14 protein-coding genes are annotated in these 17,049 nt (G+C 29.8%); 8 read left to right on the forward strand and 6 right to left on the reverse strand.

Going from position 1 to position 17,049, the window contains the following annotated elements; genetic code table 11:
• Nucleotides 1-10: 10 nt before the first annotated feature.
• The 3 genes from GYM73_RS04895 (at nucleotide 11) to GYM73_RS04905 (ending at nucleotide 4,741) form a co-directional block, all read left to right on the forward strand.
• Nucleotides 11-1,192, forward strand: coding sequence for an aminopeptidase C (locus tag GYM73_RS04895; protein WP_220233137.1), 1,182 nt, complete (start codon nucleotides 11-13; stop codon nucleotides 1,190-1,192).
• Nucleotides 1,193-1,196: 4 nt separating this feature from the next.
• Nucleotides 1,197-1,724, forward strand: coding sequence for a GNAT family N-acetyltransferase (locus tag GYM73_RS04900; protein ID WP_220233138.1), 528 nt, complete (start codon nucleotides 1,197-1,199; stop codon nucleotides 1,722-1,724).
• 1,103 nt (nucleotides 1,725-2,827) lie between these two features.
• Nucleotides 2,828-4,741 carry an ATP-binding protein gene (locus GYM73_RS04905; protein WP_220233139.1) on the forward strand — a complete coding sequence of 638 codons (1,914 nt, stop codon included), beginning with the start codon at nucleotides 2,828-2,830 and terminating at the stop codon, nucleotides 4,739-4,741.
• A gap of 126 nt (nucleotides 4,742-4,867) precedes the next feature.
• Here the strand turns inward: GYM73_RS04905 and GYM73_RS04910 are convergent, their stop codons facing one another.
• On the reverse strand, nucleotides 4,868-5,527 hold the full coding sequence (locus tag GYM73_RS04910; RefSeq protein WP_220233140.1) for a hypothetical protein: 660 nt from the start codon (nucleotides 5,525-5,527) through the stop codon (nucleotides 4,868-4,870).
• 370 nt (nucleotides 5,528-5,897) lie between these two features.
• Here GYM73_RS04910 and GYM73_RS04915 point away from each other — a divergent pair, with 370 nt between their 5' ends.
• Both GYM73_RS04915 and GYM73_RS04920 read left to right on the forward strand, forming a co-directional pair.
• Nucleotides 5,898-6,944: an alpha/beta hydrolase gene (locus GYM73_RS04915; RefSeq protein WP_220233141.1), complete on the forward strand. Its 1,047-nt coding sequence runs from the start codon at nucleotides 5,898-5,900 to the stop codon at nucleotides 6,942-6,944.
• 144 nt (nucleotides 6,945-7,088) lie between these two features.
• The gene (locus GYM73_RS04920) at nucleotides 7,089-7,688 is read left to right on the forward strand and encodes a nitroreductase family protein (protein WP_220233142.1); all 600 of its coding nucleotides are present in this window, start codon (nucleotides 7,089-7,091) and stop codon (nucleotides 7,686-7,688) included.
• Nucleotides 7,689-7,808: 120 nt separating this feature from the next.
• Here the strand turns inward: GYM73_RS04920 and GYM73_RS04925 are convergent, their stop codons facing one another.
• Entirely contained in the window at nucleotides 7,809-8,321 is a 513-nt protein-coding gene (locus tag GYM73_RS04925) for a GNAT family N-acetyltransferase (protein WP_220233143.1), read from the reverse strand.
• Nucleotides 8,322-8,498: 177 nt separating this feature from the next.
• Here GYM73_RS04925 and GYM73_RS04930 point away from each other — a divergent pair, with 177 nt between their 5' ends.
• On the forward strand, nucleotides 8,499-8,837 hold the full coding sequence (locus tag GYM73_RS04930; protein ID WP_220233144.1) for a translation initiation factor: 339 nt from the start codon (nucleotides 8,499-8,501) through the stop codon (nucleotides 8,835-8,837).
• A 40-nt stretch (nucleotides 8,838-8,877) separates the two neighbouring features.
• Complete coding sequence (locus GYM73_RS04935; RefSeq protein WP_220233145.1) at nucleotides 8,878-9,765, forward strand: nucleoside phosphorylase; 888 nt, start codon at nucleotides 8,878-8,880, stop codon at nucleotides 9,763-9,765.
• Between the two features lie 68 nt (nucleotides 9,766-9,833).
• Here the strand turns inward: GYM73_RS04935 and GYM73_RS04940 are convergent, their stop codons facing one another.
• Both GYM73_RS04940 and GYM73_RS04945 read right to left on the reverse strand, forming a co-directional pair.
• Nucleotides 9,834-11,315 carry an amino acid permease gene (locus GYM73_RS04940; protein ID WP_160565100.1) on the reverse strand — a complete coding sequence of 494 codons (1,482 nt, stop codon included), beginning with the start codon at nucleotides 11,313-11,315 and terminating at the stop codon, nucleotides 9,834-9,836.
• 333 nt (nucleotides 11,316-11,648) lie between these two features.
• Nucleotides 11,649-12,095: a GNAT family N-acetyltransferase gene (locus GYM73_RS04945; protein WP_220233146.1), complete on the reverse strand. Its 447-nt coding sequence runs from the start codon at nucleotides 12,093-12,095 to the stop codon at nucleotides 11,649-11,651.
• Nucleotides 12,096-12,374: 279 nt separating this feature from the next.
• Between GYM73_RS04945 and htpG the strand changes: the two genes are divergently transcribed.
• Nucleotides 12,375-14,258, forward strand: a complete 1,884-nt coding sequence (htpG, locus tag GYM73_RS04950) for a molecular chaperone HtpG (RefSeq protein WP_220233147.1) — start codon at nucleotides 12,375-12,377, stop codon at nucleotides 14,256-14,258.
• 178 nt (nucleotides 14,259-14,436) lie between these two features.
• Here htpG and GYM73_RS04955 read toward each other — a convergent pair whose 3' ends face one another.
• Nucleotides 14,437-15,141: a DUF4197 family protein gene (locus tag GYM73_RS04955; protein ID WP_220233148.1), complete on the reverse strand. Its 705-nt coding sequence runs from the start codon at nucleotides 15,139-15,141 to the stop codon at nucleotides 14,437-14,439.
• 107 nt (nucleotides 15,142-15,248) lie between these two features.
• On the reverse strand, nucleotides 15,249-17,036 hold the full coding sequence (gene uvrC, locus GYM73_RS04960) for an excinuclease ABC subunit UvrC (protein WP_220233149.1): 1,788 nt from the start codon (nucleotides 17,034-17,036) through the stop codon (nucleotides 15,249-15,251).
• Nucleotides 17,037-17,049 lie beyond the last annotated feature (13 nt).

Raw genomic sequence — 17,049 nt, forward strand, 5'->3', positions numbered from 1 at the left:
TTATCAAAGTATGAAGAAAACCATCTTTTTTGTAATGGCATTATGGATCTTACCTTCAATAAGTTATGCTCAAGATGATTTAATCAATAAAATTAAAGATAATAAGTCAACCCATACCGATTTTCGTTTTACCATCATAAAACAACTGGATAATACTTCCGTAAAAAATCAAGGATCCTCAGGGACTTGCTGGAGTTATGCAGGAAATTCTTTTTTAGAATCTGAAATATATAAAAAACATCATCGAGTATTAGATATAGCAGAAATATACACTGCCAGAAAAACTTACGAGGATAAAGCCAAAAATTATATTTTAATGGACGGTTACGTTAATTATGGTGATGGCGGTTCTTTACACGATGTTATTAATATGTACAAAAAATATGGAATGGTTCCTCAGGAAGCCTATACCGGACTAATTAATGGTGCTATAAAGAATAATTTCAGTAAAATGCAGCAAGAACTTAAAGAGTATCTAGATACGGTAAAATCTCAAAAAGCACCTATTAATACCCAATGGACGCAAAATTTTTCATCTATTTTAGATAAATACATTGGAAAAGTTCCTGAAACATTTATTTATAAGGGTAAAGAATATACACCTAAAACATTTGCAGAAGAAATCGTTGATTTAGATCCAAATGATTATATAGAAATTTCATCTTTTAAAGATTACGAATATTATACACTATTTTATCCGCCATTACCTGATAATTGGAGTGGAGACAAAATGTACAATGTTCCCATGAAGGAATTGACTGAAATTATAGATCATGCTTTATCAACGGGATATACGATTGGATGGGCCAGCGATGTTAGCGAGCCGTATTTCAGTTGGAAAAATGGTATCGCTTATGTTCCCGATACGAATATTTATTCCATTTCTTCCGAAGAAAAAGCTAATTTATTCAGTTATCCCAAGCCGGAAAAGGTTATCACTGAAGAATTGCGTCAGAAAGCCTTTAACAATAAAACTACAACAGATGATCATGCCATGCATATAGTAGGCTTGGCAAAAGACCAAAACGGAAAGGAATATTATTTAGTTAAAAATTCTTGGGGAATTAGTAATGATTATCAAGGATATTTATACGTCACAAAAAATTACGTTCAATTCAAAACCACTGGAATTTTAGTGAACAAAAAAGCCATTCCTAAAAAAATTAATAAAAAACTAAACCTTAAGAATTAATACAATGAATTTTTCAATTCAACCCAATTTAGAAAATGATTTTGTACAAATATTACCCTTAGAAATCAACGATTTTGAGAGTTTGTATCAAGTAGCAAAAGATAAAAAAATCTGGGAACAACATCCTTGTCATAATCGTTGGAAAGAAGACGTATTCAAAGTATTTTTTAAAGAAGCAATTGAAAGTAAAGCAGCTTTTAAAATTATTGATAAAACAACCGGAGAATTAATCGGAAGTACTCGATATTATGATTATTCGGAAAATGATAAAAGTATCGTAATCGGATATACTTTTATAGCAGTGAAATACTGGGGAACAGGTATAAATTCTTCAATTAAAAAATTGATGATTGATTATATTTTCCAATATGTTGACAAAATTTATTTTCATATAGGTTCTACTAACTTTAGATCACAAAAAGCTATAGCTAAAATAAATGCAATCAAAACGTCTAAGGAAATCACAGTTACCGATGGAAACAGTTCCTATATTAATTATTTGTATGAACTAAAAAAAGAAAATTGGAGATAGAATCGATAAACTTAAATAACAGTATTAAATATTCTATTTAACATAATATAAATTATAGGAAATTAAATATTTCTAAATTAAAGATGTTTTCATACATTTTCTATAATGTTATTTTGTGTCTCTGTTTAAGCTTCGAACTGTGGCTTTAATATTATATTGTAAATTATTTAAAAAAATTCTATACCGGCAGATTGTGATTGTATTATTTAGTTTTTTGTCTAACATCTGTGAAAAGAAATATTATTTTTATGTCTTTAATTTCTTTGAATTTATGTATGTGAAAAACTATGATTTCCATACATGAAGAAAAATAAATGTTTGAGCACTAGCGAATTTTTATTTACTAAAATTTTTGATTCTTTTTTAATAAATTATATGGAGTTCAAGTATACAAAGCTTTTGTATCTAGATAAAAGAATATTTTAAAAAGAAAGATTGTTAAACCTCTTCACTATTATCATTACTTATTCTTTTTCTATTTAACATAATATATCTACATTTCTTATCATATCTTTGCAATAACCCTTTTTTGGCTGTATATGTATATAATAACTATCTGATCTCCTAGTCTTAATCCCTAGTTTTGCAACCTTTTTCCTGTTCAATATATTATTACTATATAGTGTGTATTTTGCTTTTGCTCTTACATTTGAGAACTTACTAATTTCTCCACAAAGAAAATTCTTTCCTGCCCGATATTTAATTTTTCAATCTGTTGATTTACAAATAATTTTTTAGCTTATCTTGTATTTTTTTTTGTAAATTAGCTAAAATATAAATTAATGATTTTGCCTTATGATTTTGAACAATTACAGATCTAAAAAATTACTTCAAAATAAAAATATTAACCGTTTTCGTGAAATATTTGGTATAAAACCAAATGTCTTAGCTTTTGTTATGTGAATATTAAACAAATTTATTGATGTATATTTTTGAATACAATGTATACTCCTATTATTAATATTAATCCTATTAACAATAGGTTAGAGGTATTAGACGAAAATAAGAAACTTTTAAACGCCTGTTATAAATTGAGAAAGAAAAAAACCAGCTTATGATGGATATTTTGGATAAGATAAATTAATCGAATAATAATCAAGATTATGGAGAATAAAGATTATATTCAAGGTTCATTATTTGAAGAAGATTTTTTAATTAGAACATTAGGAAATTTAGCTAATCAACCAGATATTGCCTTAACTGAATTGATAGCAAATGCTTGGGATGCAGGAGCTACAGAAGTAGATGTCTTTATACCTGAAGAATGTGGAGAAATATTAACAATCAAAGATAATGGAACAGGGCTTACTTCAGAAGAATTTAAAACACGTTGGATGAAACTTGGTTATAATAGGGTTAAAAATCAAGGAAAGAGAGTTGTTTTTCCAACTGGAGTTGATTTAAAAAGATATGCTTATGGAAGAAATGGTGTAGGAAGACACGGTCTTTTATGTTTTAATGATGAATATAATGTTATAACAAGTAAGAATGCAATTGAATCAACTTTCCAAATAACAACAAAAAGTGGAAAAGAGCCATTTGTTATAAAAAAAGAATCACATAACGAAGCAAAATCACATGGAACAACTTTACAAGTTATTGTACAAAAAAACCTTCCTAAATCCAATGAAATTAATGACATAATTTCTGCTCGATTTTTACATGACCCAAATTTTAAAATTACAATAAATCGAGAAATTATAAATTTGGAGACTCATTCTGGTCTTATTAAAACAATTGACTTCACATTTGAAAAATACAATTTTAAAATTAATTTAATAGATACAAAAAAATCAAGAAAGAATACTTTATATCAGGGAATTGCTATCTGGCAGTCAGGTAGATTAATAGGAGAACCTTCATGGACTTTAGGAACTAATATCGTCCTTGATGGTAGAACACAAGAAGCAAAAAAATATTCAATAGTAATACAAACAAAAGATTTAGAAAACTATATTAGAGAAGATTGGTCTGGATTTAAAAACAATAAGGAGCTTAATAATATTTTTTTAGAACTATCTAAAAAAATATCAGAAATATTTGCAGAAATTGCTATTGAAAACATTGAAGAAACAAAAAAAAATGTTAAGAAATTATATAAAAACGAATATAACTCTTTAACTCCTTTAGCTAAATATGAATTTAATGAGGCTTTAGAGCATATAGCCAAAACTAATCCTTCTGCAAGACAAGATTCTATTAATTTAGCAATGGATACTTTGATAAATTTAGAAAATACGAGAGGTGGTAGTGAGTTATTAATTAAATTATCTAATTTAAAGAGTGAAGATATAGAGGGATTAAATAGATTATTAGATAATTGGAGCGTAAAAGATGCCTTGACAGTTCTAGATGAAATTGATAAAAGAATATCTGTTATTGAATCAATCCGAAAATTATCTTCTGAGAAAAATGTAGATGAATTACATGTTTTACATCCTTTAATAGCAAACGCACGATGGATATTTGGTCCTGAGTTTGATTCTCCAGAATATTCTTACAATAATCAATTACAAACAACTGTTAAAAAAGTATTTGGAAAAAAGATTGATAAAAATATTTTCAATAATTATATGAAAAGACCAGATATAGTTGTGATGGGAAATTCTACTTTTTCAATTAATTGTATAAATGAAGTTGATACAGATTCTGAAATCTCTAATATTAAAAAAGTCTTAATAATAGAATTAAAAAGAGGTGGATTTAAAATAGGTAGAAAAGAACGTGATCAAGCTGTGGGATATGTGGAAGATCTTATGAGTTGTGGTACTATTATAGGAACTCCATATATAAATGCTTTTGTAGTTGGTGAGTCATTTTCTGAGAAAATACAACCAATCCAAACTATAAAGAATGAAAGTGGAAATGAAATGGGAAAGGTACAAGTATGTTTATTTTCTCAAATTGTTGATTCTTCCGAAAAAAGACTTTTTAATTTAAGAAATAAGTTGTCTGAAAGATATTCAGAGTTTACAGATAATGATATTTTGAATACACAAAAGAAAATAGCATTGTGAAATAATAATCTTCAAATAAATTTTCTTTTCCCCTCTCCTTTTTTTAATTAAATAGCCCAAAGCTATGTAACATTAAAAGCCCGATAGTATTAAATTATCAGGCTTTTAACATTAGGTAATATAAGTTTAATTTTCTAATTGTGTACCATCGGCAAATACAATTTTTTCTATAGTAATTTTAAATTTTAAATTTCGAAAATTGGACTCATTAATATCCTTTTCTTTTTCACTACGTCCTTTAGCAATCTCAGTTTCAGCTTGGATAGATTCTTTGGGAGGTATTCTTTTGTCGGTCAAACTAACCGTATTAGATAAACCAATCATTTCACCTAAAGTATTATAGATTGTATAAGTAAATTTAACTCCAACAATTTCTTTATCTGTTTTATTTTGAACAGCATATTTAAAAACATGATAAGAGGTAAATAAATGATCAACATCTGTAGGTTTAAAATAATAATCATAAAACGAAATAGTTATAGCATTATTAATCTTTTCTTCCTTTTCTGCTTTTTCTCTTGCAGATTTTTCTGCTAATTCTTTTCTTTCTTTTTCTTTTTCTTTAGCTTCCTTTAAAATTTGCTTATATGTTTTGCCTATTGAAGATCGATTTCCAAATAATGCCATTGCTGCAAGTAATTCTTCATCTTCTTTATCTAGTTTTTTACTTTTTAAAATAGCTTCATAATCTGTATCAAATGTTTTGGGATCAAATTTTTTATTTAAAGGATTTGAACACGATACCAGAAAAATTGATACCAGGCAAGCAATAATGATCTTTTTCATGATTAAATGTTTTTTTATTTACAAATGTAATAAATTTTTTATATTTTATCCAATATAAACATAATTTAAACAGTTAGATATAATATGAATTTTATAATTCTTTAACTTTTGTTTCGTTACTTTACAAATTTAAGTTTAAGTTGAACGTATTTCAGAAAACGTGCATATTGATGATTTCTTAGGAATTTTTTATTTCAAGGCAAATAAAAGAATTGAGCCTTACAGAATACTAAAATGATCCGTACAACAAAATAAAAAAAGAAATCCCATTATATTTTTACTTGATAAAATAAATATCATTCAAACCATACAATTATATCATTAATAAGGTTGAAATAATGATTTTATTAACACCATCAATTATCAACGAATGAAAAAAATAATCCTATTACTGGCAATGAACCTAGTTATTTGGGCAGCAGGTCAGCAAAATAAACATCAAGTAGAAATGAATCAGAAAAAACAAACCGAACATTACACATTTACGTTAAGCGATAAGGTAACAAGACAGAAAGTTACATTTAAAAATCGCTACGGAATTACTCTTATCGGAGATTTATATATCCCTAAAAAACACACTAACAAGCCCATACCCGCACTTGCTGTGTGTGGACCTTTTGGAGCAGTTAAAGAGCAGGCTTCGGGATTATATGCCAATCAAATGGCAGAACGAGGTTTTATTGCTTTGGCTTTTGATCCTTCTTATACAGGAGAAAGCGGCGGGGAACCTCGCAATGTAGCATCTCCCGATATTAATACTGAAGATTTTAGTGCAGCCGTTGATTTTCTGGGAATTCAAAAAAATGTAGATAAAAATAAAATTGGAATTATTGGTATTTGCGGATGGGCAGGATTTGCCCTAAATGCTGTGGCGGTAGACAAAAGAGTAGAAGCAGTTGCCACAACAAGTATGTATGATATGTCCCGGGTGATGTCCAAAGGATATTTTGATAAAATGACTTTAGAAGAACGAACCAACATTTTAAAGCAATTGAGTGAGCAACGATGGAAGGATGCAGAAGATGGCATATTTCATGCAGGCCCTTTATTAAATCCTGTAAAATTGAATGGCGATGAAACGCAATTTGTAAAAGATTATTACGATTACTACCGAACACCCAGAGGATTTCATGAACGCTCTTTGAATTCAATAGGAGCTTGGAATGCTACCAATCCCCTCTCCTTTATGAATATGCCTATCTTAACCTATATTAAAGAAATCTCACCCCGTCCGATATTATTAATTGCCGGAGAAAATGCACATTCACGATATTTCAGTGAAGATGCCTATCAATCGGCTGCAGAACCTAAAGAATTACTACTAATTCCAAATGCTGTTCATGTGGATTTATATGATAACGTAACTATCATACCTTTTAATACATTGGAACGATTTTTTAAAGAGCATTTAAAATAATACTAAATAAAATTTTTTTATTGTAAGATTTTAAATAAATAGTAAAAAATATCTCAGTATTAACCCTATAATTTTATTAATTCGTCATATCTTCATAACTTAGTAACAGAATAAATAATTATTTAAATTTTAAAAATAGAAAATATGGATTTTTTGGAATTAGCAAAAACCAGGTATACTACTAAATTATACGATCCCACTAAAAAAGTTTCTGAAGAAAATATTCAAAAATTAAAAGAAATTTTGAGGCTTAGTCCCTCTTCCATCGACAGCCAACCTTGGAAATTTTATTTTATATCAGATCCGTCACTTAAAGATCAATTAGCGGGAGCTTCTGAATTTAATTCACAAAAAATAAAAGATTGCAGCCATATCATAGTATTTACTGCTCTGGATAATGTTAAAAAATTTGAAGAGGAAATGCCAAACTATTTACCTGAAGGAAGCATGGTTTATTATAATCAAGTACTAAAACCGCAATCAGAATTTGAAATAAAATCTTGGTTTCAAAAACAAGTATATCTATCCTTAGGATTCTTTTTAAGTGCCTGTGCCGCCTTAGGTATTGACAGTACTCCCATGGAAGGAATTGAACCTAAAAAATATAATGAAATATTGAAACTCAACGATTATACAACCCTTTTTGCTGTAGCCATTGGATATAGAAATACGGATGACAATAATCAACCTTCTAAAACTCCAAAATCCAGATTGGAAATGGACAAGATTATAAAATCAATGTAATTAGAATAAAAAGTTTAAAAAAAATACTATTTAATGTTTAAATAGTATTTTTTTTATATGCTTCAACGTATTTAATTCAAGCTATTTTTTAAATAAATGATACTTGATCAAATACGTATATTAAAATTCCAATTTCATCATAAGATCCGTTTGCTTATCTTCTCCTAATACAAAAAAATGCGTATCAAAAACCTTGAGTCCATTTTTTTGATAAAATTTTATAGCCTTAGTGTTTTTCTCCCAAACTCCTAACCAAACATAAGTACAATTTCTTTCTTTAGCTATGGCAATGGCCTGATTAAATAATTGTTGTCCTATAAATTGTTTTTGAAAATCCCTAAGAACATATATCCGTTCAAATTCCATTCCCTCATTTTCTTTAATTTCCGTTTGAGCTTCTCCAAAATTAATTTTAAAATAACCTATAGGATTCTGATCGATTTCGGCAAAATAAAATTCTGAATTTGAATCAGCTAACTCGGATTTCAATTGATCTGAATTTACATGTTCATTCAAATAACGATCCATATTTTCTTGAGTATTTGAACTTCCAAAAGTTTCAACAAAAGTTTTATAACTTATATGAACCAGTGATTCTATATCTCTTTCACTTATTTTTCGTATCTCTAGCATTTTACCTGAATTTTTTTAAATTCAAAATTAAACTAAAATTACTATTCATACACGATCGTATAAATTTTTTATCAATTGAAACAATTCCTTATAATAATTTCAAACTATAGATAAGTAAAATCAATTTCTTACAATAAAAAATTACTAATTTCGTAATTGTATATATAAAGCAATACCATGGATTTGCAAGATCAGCTTAAGAAATTATTTCCGAATCATCAGTTTGAAGAACCTGAAGAATCATCTTCCACCCCTGAAAAAGAATTATTTATGCAGGAGGACCCTATTATTTGTAAATATGAAAAAAAAGGGAGAAATGGAAAGCCCGTTACTATCTTGGAAAATTATAACGGAGCAGATGAAGATTTAAAACAACTTGCCAAAGAACTAAAATCCCAATTAGGGGTGGGCGGATCTGCCAAAGACGGAATTATTGTTATTCAGGGAAATTATCGAGATAAAATAATGGATATTTTAAAAGAAAAAGGATTTTCCGTAAAACGAGTGGGCGGATAAAATATAGATATCAAATTTAAAAAAATTAGCTTTACAAACTATGGCTTCTAAATTATCAAATTCAGAATTAGTATTAAATCCCGACGGGAGTATTTATCATTGCAATATCAAACCCGATGAGCTGGCAGATACCATTATACTGGTTGGAGATCCGGGACGAGTACCTAAAGTGTCACAATATTTCGATACCGTTGAAGTTACGTCTCAAAAACGAGAAATTGTTACTCACACGGGAACACTTAACGGAAAAAGGCTTACTGTAATATCCACAGGTATGGGTACCGATAATATTGATATCGTTTTGAATGAGTTGGATGCTCTTGCCAATATTGACTTAGTTAATAAGAAAATTAAAACTACCTCTAACCGACTTACTTTTGTTCGATTAGGAACCTCCGGTTCTTTACAGTCCGATATTCCGGTAGATACGATGGTTGCCTCAACTAAAGGATTAGGATTTGACGGTTTAATGAGCTTTTACGCAAATACTGAAAATTTTTACACCAATGAAATTGCAGAAGCGTTTACATCGCAAACCAACTGGAATAAAAAAAGAGCAGCTCCTTATGTTGTAGACGGCTCTCAAGAATTATTGGACCTTATGTGTGAAAATTCAGCCGTCAGAGCCGGTATCACTGCAACTGCTATTGGTTTTTACGGTCCTCAGGGAAGAATTTTACGTTTGGACTTAGATGATGAAAAGATGAACGAAAAACTTAATCGATTCGAATATAAAAATCACAGAATTACCAATTTTGAAATGGAAACATCAGCCATTTACGGTTTATCTCAATTGATGGGTCATCGTGCTTTATCATTAAATACTATTGTAGCTAACCGTTATGCAGGTACTTTTAGTAAAGATCCTTATTCCTCTATAGATAAAATGATACAATATGCTTTAGAAAAGCTTACAAGTTCTAATTAATTTTTTTAAATTAATTAGAACCCTAATCTATTTCTTAATCATTGTATGGTTGAAAATATAATAACCCACTAAATTAAGCAGTAAATTCTCCAGAGAAAATAGGCTAAAAATATAATTAATAAAATCCATTTATATTTAGGAAATCTATAACAGAAATACAGAACAAACAACCATACAGGAATCAGCTCAATAGATAATTCCATACCGGTAAACCACATAATGGGTAAAATTCCAACTAAGAATATCAAACAAATAATATTTCCCAGCGGAAACCATAAAGAAGGAAATTTAGTTTTAAACACTCCTTCTTTATTTTTACTTCTTTTAAAATAAAAATGGGTTAAACTGATGATTATCCAATTGATGATTAGAGAAGAAACTACTAACGACATTAAATAATTGAGAGCTTCTTTCGGCATTACTTTGTTTACAATAACACAAACAGCAGCAAATAAGGCGGAAACCAATATGGCCATTACCGGTACATGATTGGCATTCAGTTTCGATAAAAATTTAGGAGCATTTCCTTGTACGGACAAACCATATAACATCCTGCTGTTACTGTACACGCTGCTATTATAAACAGATAGGGCTGCAGTTAAAACCACCACATTCAGAACATTTGCAATGATGCTTGTAAAATAAAAAGTATGACCTAATAATGTAAAACTAAAACCGTTAAGGGTATCAAAAACGGTTACAAACGGACTGCTTCCTGTTGTTATTTCTCTCCAAGGAGAAAGTGAAAATAAAATCAGTAATGCTCCGGTATAAAAAATAAGGATTCTGTATATTACCTGATTCGTTGCTTTAGGGATAGTTACTTCAGGATTTTCTGCTTCCGAAGCAGTGATCCCGATCAGCTCCAATCCTCCGAAAGAAAACATAATGAAAGCCATTGCGGCAAGTAACCCTTGATAACCTCCTGCTCCATCTGAATTAAATAAGCCCTTAGGAAAAAATCCACCGTCGTTCCATAAATTAGTTATGGATGCTTTAGGGCCTCCCGAACCGCTTATCAAAAGATAGCTTCCAAAAACAATCATAGCAATGATTGCAATAACTTTTATGATTGAAAACCAAAATTCTGCTTCTCCGTAAATCTTAACATTAGCCAGGTTAATTAAATTAATAACCACAAAAAAGAATAAACTCGATACCCATAATGGAATTTCCGGCCACCAAAAATGTACATACGTTCCTATGGCGGTTAATTCCGTCATGCTTACTAACGTGTATAACAACCAATAGTTCCAACCGGAAGCAAAACCTGCAAAAGGTCCCCAGTATTTGTTGGCAAAATGACTAAAACTTCCCGATACCGGTTCTTCAACCACCATTTCTCCCAGTTGCCTCATAATCATAAATGCTATAAATCCGGCAATGGTATAACCTAAAATAACGGATGGTCCTGCCATGACAGCAGCCGGTCCGATTCCTAAAAATAAACCGGTACCTATGGAGCCGCCTAAAGCGATAAGTTGTATATGTCGATTAGATAATCCTCTTTTTAATTCTTTCTTTGTTCTATCAGACTTTAAATTCTTCAAAATTAATTCTTTACAGTTAGTAATTTAGTATTAGTATAAAAAATTGTAATTATTTTTGCTCTATTTTCAAATAATATATAATTTCAGATAAAATTTATCTTATTTTATACGGAATTTAATAAATTTTACAAATATAATGAAATTCGAAAAATAACTGTTTTTTTAATGATATATATCTGTTAAAATCTTACATTTTCGATAAATCTATTCCTAAATTAACAATGATTTTTTACCAAATCACAATTAAAACTAAAGATTCAACACAAAAAAATGTAAATTATCTACTTTGCTGTATAAAATAAACCCTTTGATATATTTTTTAAATGCTTGAGACTATAAATCGATACTGCAATTGATCCATTCTGCATCAAATTTTGCATTATACTTTTTATAAAATTCTATCGCCGTTTCGTTCCATCCCAATACCTGCCATACCATCCCGTTTAATTGTTTATCTTTAGTTTCCTTAATCACAGCCTCAAAAAGTTGACTTCCTATTCCCTTTCCTCTCCAATCGGGGCATACATACAGATCTTCAAGATACAGGCGTTGCCCCTTCCATGTCGAATATCGCACATAGTATAAAGCAAAACCTATAAGGATTTTAGATTTTTCATCTTCAGCGACTAACGCCCACCAAACGGGATGATCTCCAAATCCGCTTTCTTCAAAATGGGATAGATTTACGGTAACTTCATCCAGTGCTTTTTCATAATCGGCTAATTCTTGTACTAATTCTATTAATCTTTTACAATCTCCTTTAACTGCTTTTCTTATCATTCTGTTTACACTTAAAATTAAGTTTGTAATAATTTTTAATTTAAACTATTAAAGATAAAAAATTAAAATAAATTTATCTTATTTTAGAAAATAAAAATTGGATAGTATATAGTAAATTCAATAATAAATGCTTTTATAATATTGGAAATAAAAATTATCTAATGCTAATCCGCCTTTTACCTTTGTTTCCCGTCATTTTGTCATAAGATTTTCATTGGTACTTTTTTTGACTTTTGAAAATTAATTTTCATTAATTAATCGTAAAAAACAAAAAAATATATGGCAAAAGGAAATATTAATGTATCGGTTGAAAATATTTTTCCACTGATTAAAAAGTTTTTATATAACGATCACGAAATATTTTTACGTGAGCTGGTATCTAATGCTACCGATGCTACATTAAAACTTAAACATTTATCGAATATTGGAGAAGCTAACGTTGAATACGGCAGTCCAATTATTGAAATTAAAATAAACAAAGAAGATAAAACCTTTCATATTATCGATCAAGGGATCGGTATGACAGAAGAAGAAGTACAAAAATATATTAATGAAGTAGCGTTTTCCGGAGCTGAAGACTTTATTTCTAAACACAAAGATGCTGAAAAAGAAGGTATTATAGGTCATTTCGGTTTAGGCTTCTATTCTGCTTTTATGGTTGCCGATAAAGTGGAAATCATAACTAAATCTTATACAGATGCTCCTGCCGTGCAATGGGTTTGCGACGGAAGTCCTCAATTCGATTTAGGTCCTGCGGATAAAAAAGATCGCGGTACTGAAATTATTTTACACATTGCCGAAGATTCTTCTGAATTTTTAGAAGAATACAAAATTCGCGAGCTGCTGTTAAAATACAATCGATTCATGCCTATTCCGATTAAATTCGGAACTAAGGAAGAAATGTTACCGCTACCTGAGGGTGCTGATAAAGATGCCAAACCTGAAAAAGTAATCGTTGATGATATCATCAATAATCCTAATCCGGCATGGACAAAGTCTCCTTCTGAATTGAAAGATGAGGATTACAAAGCATTTTACCATGAGCTGTATCCGATGCAATTTGATGAACCTTTATTTTACATTCATTTGAATGTAGATTATCCGTTTCATTTAACCGGAATTTTATTTTTTCCTAAATTAGCCAATAACCTGAATTTAGATAAAGACAAAATCCAATTATATCAAAATCAAGTTTTTGTTACCGATGAGGTTAAAGGCATTGTTCCCGATTTCTTAATGTTATTGAGAGGGGTTATAGATTCTCCCGATATTCCGTTAAACGTTTCTCGTTCTTATTTACAAGCTGACGGCGCCGTTAAGAAAATTTCTTCTTACATCACCAAAAAAGTGGCTGATAAGATGGTTTCTTTAATTAATGAAAACCGCGAGGATTTTGAAAAGAAATGGAATGATATTAAAATAGTAATAGAATACGGAATGATTTCCGAAGAAAAATTCTATGAAAAATCAGATAAATTCGCGCTTTATCCTACGGTAGATCATGTATATTATACGTTCGACGAGTTAAAAGATAAGATTAAAGATCACCAAACCGACAAAGATGGTAAATTAGTGATCTTATATGCTTCCAATTTAGATGAGCAAGATCAATACATTCAAACGGCTAAACAAAAAGGCTATGAAGTTTTATTATTGGATTCTCCAATAGTTCCTCATTTAATTCAAAAATTGGAAACTTCTAAAGAAAATATTTCTTTTGTACGAGTAGATGCAGATCATATTAACAATCTTATCAAGAAGGACGAAAACATCGTATCTGTTTTAACCGATGAAGAAAAAGAAACTCTTAAAAAAGAAATTGAGGAAAATGTAGAATCTAAAACTTATACTATTTCGTTAGAAAACTTAAGTAAGGATGATGCTCCTTTTATTTTGACTCAGCCGGAATTTATGAGAAGAATGAAAGATATGCAACAAGTGGGCGGTGGAATGTACGGCATGATGGGTAATTTCCCTGAATCTTATAATCTTGTCGTAAATACCAATAATCCTATTGCTTCCGAAATCTTAAAGAAGGAAAATAAAGACGAAAAAGCTTCCATTATTAAACAAGCTTTAGACTTAGCTAAACTTTCTCAAAATATACTAAAAGGTAAAGATCTTACTGATTTTATTAAGAGAAGTTACGAAATGATAAAGTAAAAAATAATCTTTGATACATTAAAAGCCATTCTAATCAGAATGGCTTTTTTTAATTTTATTTTAATAAAACTTATTTTAGTTATCTAATCCTCTATTTTAACCATTTCTTTACTTTTTTCCGAATGACTAAAATTAAGTGATAGATACTGTTTAATTCAAAAATAGCTTTATTTTTAGCTTATTTAACTAACGATTTAATAAGATCTGTAGAAAGATTGGAATTTTTTACTTCATATTCTTCTGCTACTTGAAAAAATCCATTAACAATTTGACTAGTTGCGTACTTAGCAATCGAATTAGCTCCGTTTTCAGTTGTTGAAGCAGGGTTTCCCGTAATCATGGCTAAGGCATTTTGAATTGTTTTGTTGTTTAATGCAGAATTAACCAATGCGGTCACTCCACTGCTGTTTAATTCATTTTCAACTTTAGGTTGTATTGCTTCAAAAAGTTTCGCTTCCGTTTTCTTTTTCAAATATTGAGTAGCTGCTCCCTTTCCACCTGCTATAATTTTAGCAGCCTCTAAAGGCGTGATGTCTTTAATTGCAGAATTAATGATAGGCTTAAATAAATTAACCGAAGATTGAGCTGCTTTACCGATGTTTTGCTTTTCACTTTCAACAATACTGGATAAGCCTAAGGTTTCGAGTTTCGTATTAATATCCTTAAGTTCATCAGGTAAGGCATCTTCCATTTTCGTATTGATCAGAAATGATCCTGTATCTTTTAGTACGGAAAAACTTTCATTGGTACTTGCAGTTAAAATTTTTTTTACGGCATGTAAGGCGGCTAAATGATTGGATGATCTTTTTTGACAGATACATAGTTGAAAACTCAATATAAAAATAAAAAGCAATCCAATTTTAGAATAAAATGTATAATTCATAAATTTTTATAATTAAAAATAACAAGCAAAAATACTATTATCTTTTAATTATAGTAACGATTTTATCCGATTAACTTTTTTATCGAGTTTAAGAGGTTTAATAAAACTTATTTATCCGTTTTAAAATAATTTAGGATTATTGAAGTTCTTTTATCACCAATAAGCTTTTGAATTTCATCTTCGCTAGCCTGTCTTATGGCTGATACGGATTTAAAGTGATTTAAAAGTATTTCAATGGTTTTTTTTCCAATTCCGGGTATTGTTTCCAGTTCAGTCGTGAATGTTTTTTTACTTCTTTTATTTCTGTGCCTCGTTATTCCATACCTGTGCGCCTCATCTCGAACTTTTTGCAGCACTTTTAGGGTTTCTGAAGTTTTATCCAAATATAAAGGGATGGAATCATGGGGAAAATAGAGTTCTTCCAACCTTTTGGCGATCCCGATAATAGGTATTTTTCCCGCCAATCCCAGTAATTCCAATGATTTATAGGCAGAGCTTAACTGACCTTTTCCTCCGTCAATTAGTATAAGTTGAGGTAATTCGTTATTTTCTTCTAATTGCCTTTTGTATCTGCGATATATTACCTCCTCCATAGTAGCAAAGTCATTAGGTCCTTCTACTGTTTTAACATTAAAAATACGATACTCTTTTTTACTCGGTCTGCCGTTGCGGAAGACAACACAGGCAGAAACCGGATTGGTTCCTTGTATATTGGAATTATCAAAACCTTCAATTAATCGTGGTTCTTCCGGTAAATGTAAAAGCGTTTTCATTTCAGCCATAATTCGGTTGGAATGTCGTTCGGGATCTACAATTTTAACCTGTTTTAGCATTTCTAACCTATACTCTTTGGCATTTCTTTCAGATAAATCTAATATTTTCTTTTTATCCCCTATTTTAGGAATATATAATTTTACATCCGGTATTTTTATATCTACAGGAAAAGGAATATAAATGATTCTAGATACTGAATTGAATTTTTCTCGTATTTCAATTATACTTTTTTGTAGTATTTCTTCATCGGATTCATCCAATTGTTTTTTTATTTCAGTTGTATAGGATTGAATGATTCTACCTTTAACAATTTTAAAATAATTAACATAAGCAGCCGATTCATCGGAAGTTATTCCGAATACATCCACATTGGATATAGTGGGTGAAATTACAGTTGATTTCGCTTGATATTTTTCTAATATATCTAGTTTTTCTTTTATTTGCTGAGCTTTTTCGTATTCCATTTTATCAGAATACTGCATCATTTTTTTTCGTAAGGATGCTAAAGGCTCGGATATATTACCTTTGATAATATCCCGTATTTCTTTGATATTTTCTAAATAATCTTCAAGCGTTTGATATTCCTCACAGGGACCTAAACAATTATGGATATGATATTCCAGACAAACGGAAAATTTATGTGATTCAATTTTTTCTTGAGTTAAATCTAAATTACAACTTCGTAAGGGATAGATACTTTTTATTAACTCTAACAGTGCTTTGGCAACTACTACGGAACTATAGGGTCCATAGTATTCGGAACCGTCTTTTATTAATTTTCTGGTTAAAAAAACTCTTGGAAAGGGTTCATTTTTAATGCATATACAAGGATAGGTTTTATCATCCTTTAAACGAATATTATATCGCGGCTGAAATTCTTTAATCAGATTATTTTCCAACAATAAGGCATCGTATTCAGTATCAACAATCGTAATTTTTAAATTTTTAATTTTTGAAACTAAAACTTTAGTTTTACCTACATGTTCTTTGTTGAAATAGGATGAAACCCTTTTTTTTAAGTTTTTAGCTTTTCCAACATATAAAATTTTCTGGTTTTCATCAAAAAACTGATAAATTCCCGGTTTGTTAGGTAATGTTTTTAACTGAAGTTCTAATGACATATCTGTTACTGAA

Source organism: Apibacter sp. ESL0432, assembly GCF_019469225.1.
Classification (GTDB): domain Bacteria; phylum Bacteroidota; class Bacteroidia; order Flavobacteriales; family Weeksellaceae; genus Apibacter.

What these genes read in the sequence shown, in the direction of transcription:
- GYM73_RS04895 (WP_220233137.1), top strand. Translation starts at nt 11, where the DNA reads ATGAAGAAAACCATCTTTTTTGTAATGGCATTATGGATCTTACCTTCA.
- GYM73_RS04900 (WP_220233138.1), top strand. Translation starts at nt 1,197, where the DNA reads ATGAATTTTTCAATTCAACCCAATTTAGAAAATGATTTTGTACAAATA.
- GYM73_RS04905 (WP_220233139.1), top strand. Translation starts at nt 2,828, where the DNA reads ATGGAGAATAAAGATTATATTCAAGGTTCATTATTTGAAGAAGATTTT.
- GYM73_RS04910 (WP_220233140.1), bottom strand. Translation starts at nt 5,527, where the DNA reads ATGAAAAAGATCATTATTGCTTGCCTGGTATCAATTTTTCTGGTATCG.
- GYM73_RS04915 (WP_220233141.1), top strand. Translation starts at nt 5,898, where the DNA reads ATGAAAAAAATAATCCTATTACTGGCAATGAACCTAGTTATTTGGGCA.
- GYM73_RS04920 (WP_220233142.1), top strand. Translation starts at nt 7,089, where the DNA reads ATGGATTTTTTGGAATTAGCAAAAACCAGGTATACTACTAAATTATAC.
- GYM73_RS04925 (WP_220233143.1), bottom strand. Translation starts at nt 8,321, where the DNA reads ATGCTAGAGATACGAAAAATAAGTGAAAGAGATATAGAATCACTGGTT.
- GYM73_RS04930 (WP_220233144.1), top strand. Translation starts at nt 8,499, where the DNA reads ATGGATTTGCAAGATCAGCTTAAGAAATTATTTCCGAATCATCAGTTT.
- GYM73_RS04935 (WP_220233145.1), top strand. Translation starts at nt 8,878, where the DNA reads ATGGCTTCTAAATTATCAAATTCAGAATTAGTATTAAATCCCGACGGG.
- GYM73_RS04945 (WP_220233146.1), bottom strand. Translation starts at nt 12,095, where the DNA reads ATGATAAGAAAAGCAGTTAAAGGAGATTGTAAAAGATTAATAGAATTA.
- htpG (WP_220233147.1), top strand. Translation starts at nt 12,375, where the DNA reads ATGGCAAAAGGAAATATTAATGTATCGGTTGAAAATATTTTTCCACTG.
- GYM73_RS04955 (WP_220233148.1), bottom strand. Translation starts at nt 15,141, where the DNA reads ATGAATTATACATTTTATTCTAAAATTGGATTGCTTTTTATTTTTATA.
- uvrC (WP_220233149.1), bottom strand. Translation starts at nt 17,036, where the DNA reads ATGTCATTAGAACTTCAGTTAAAAACATTACCTAACAAACCGGGAATT.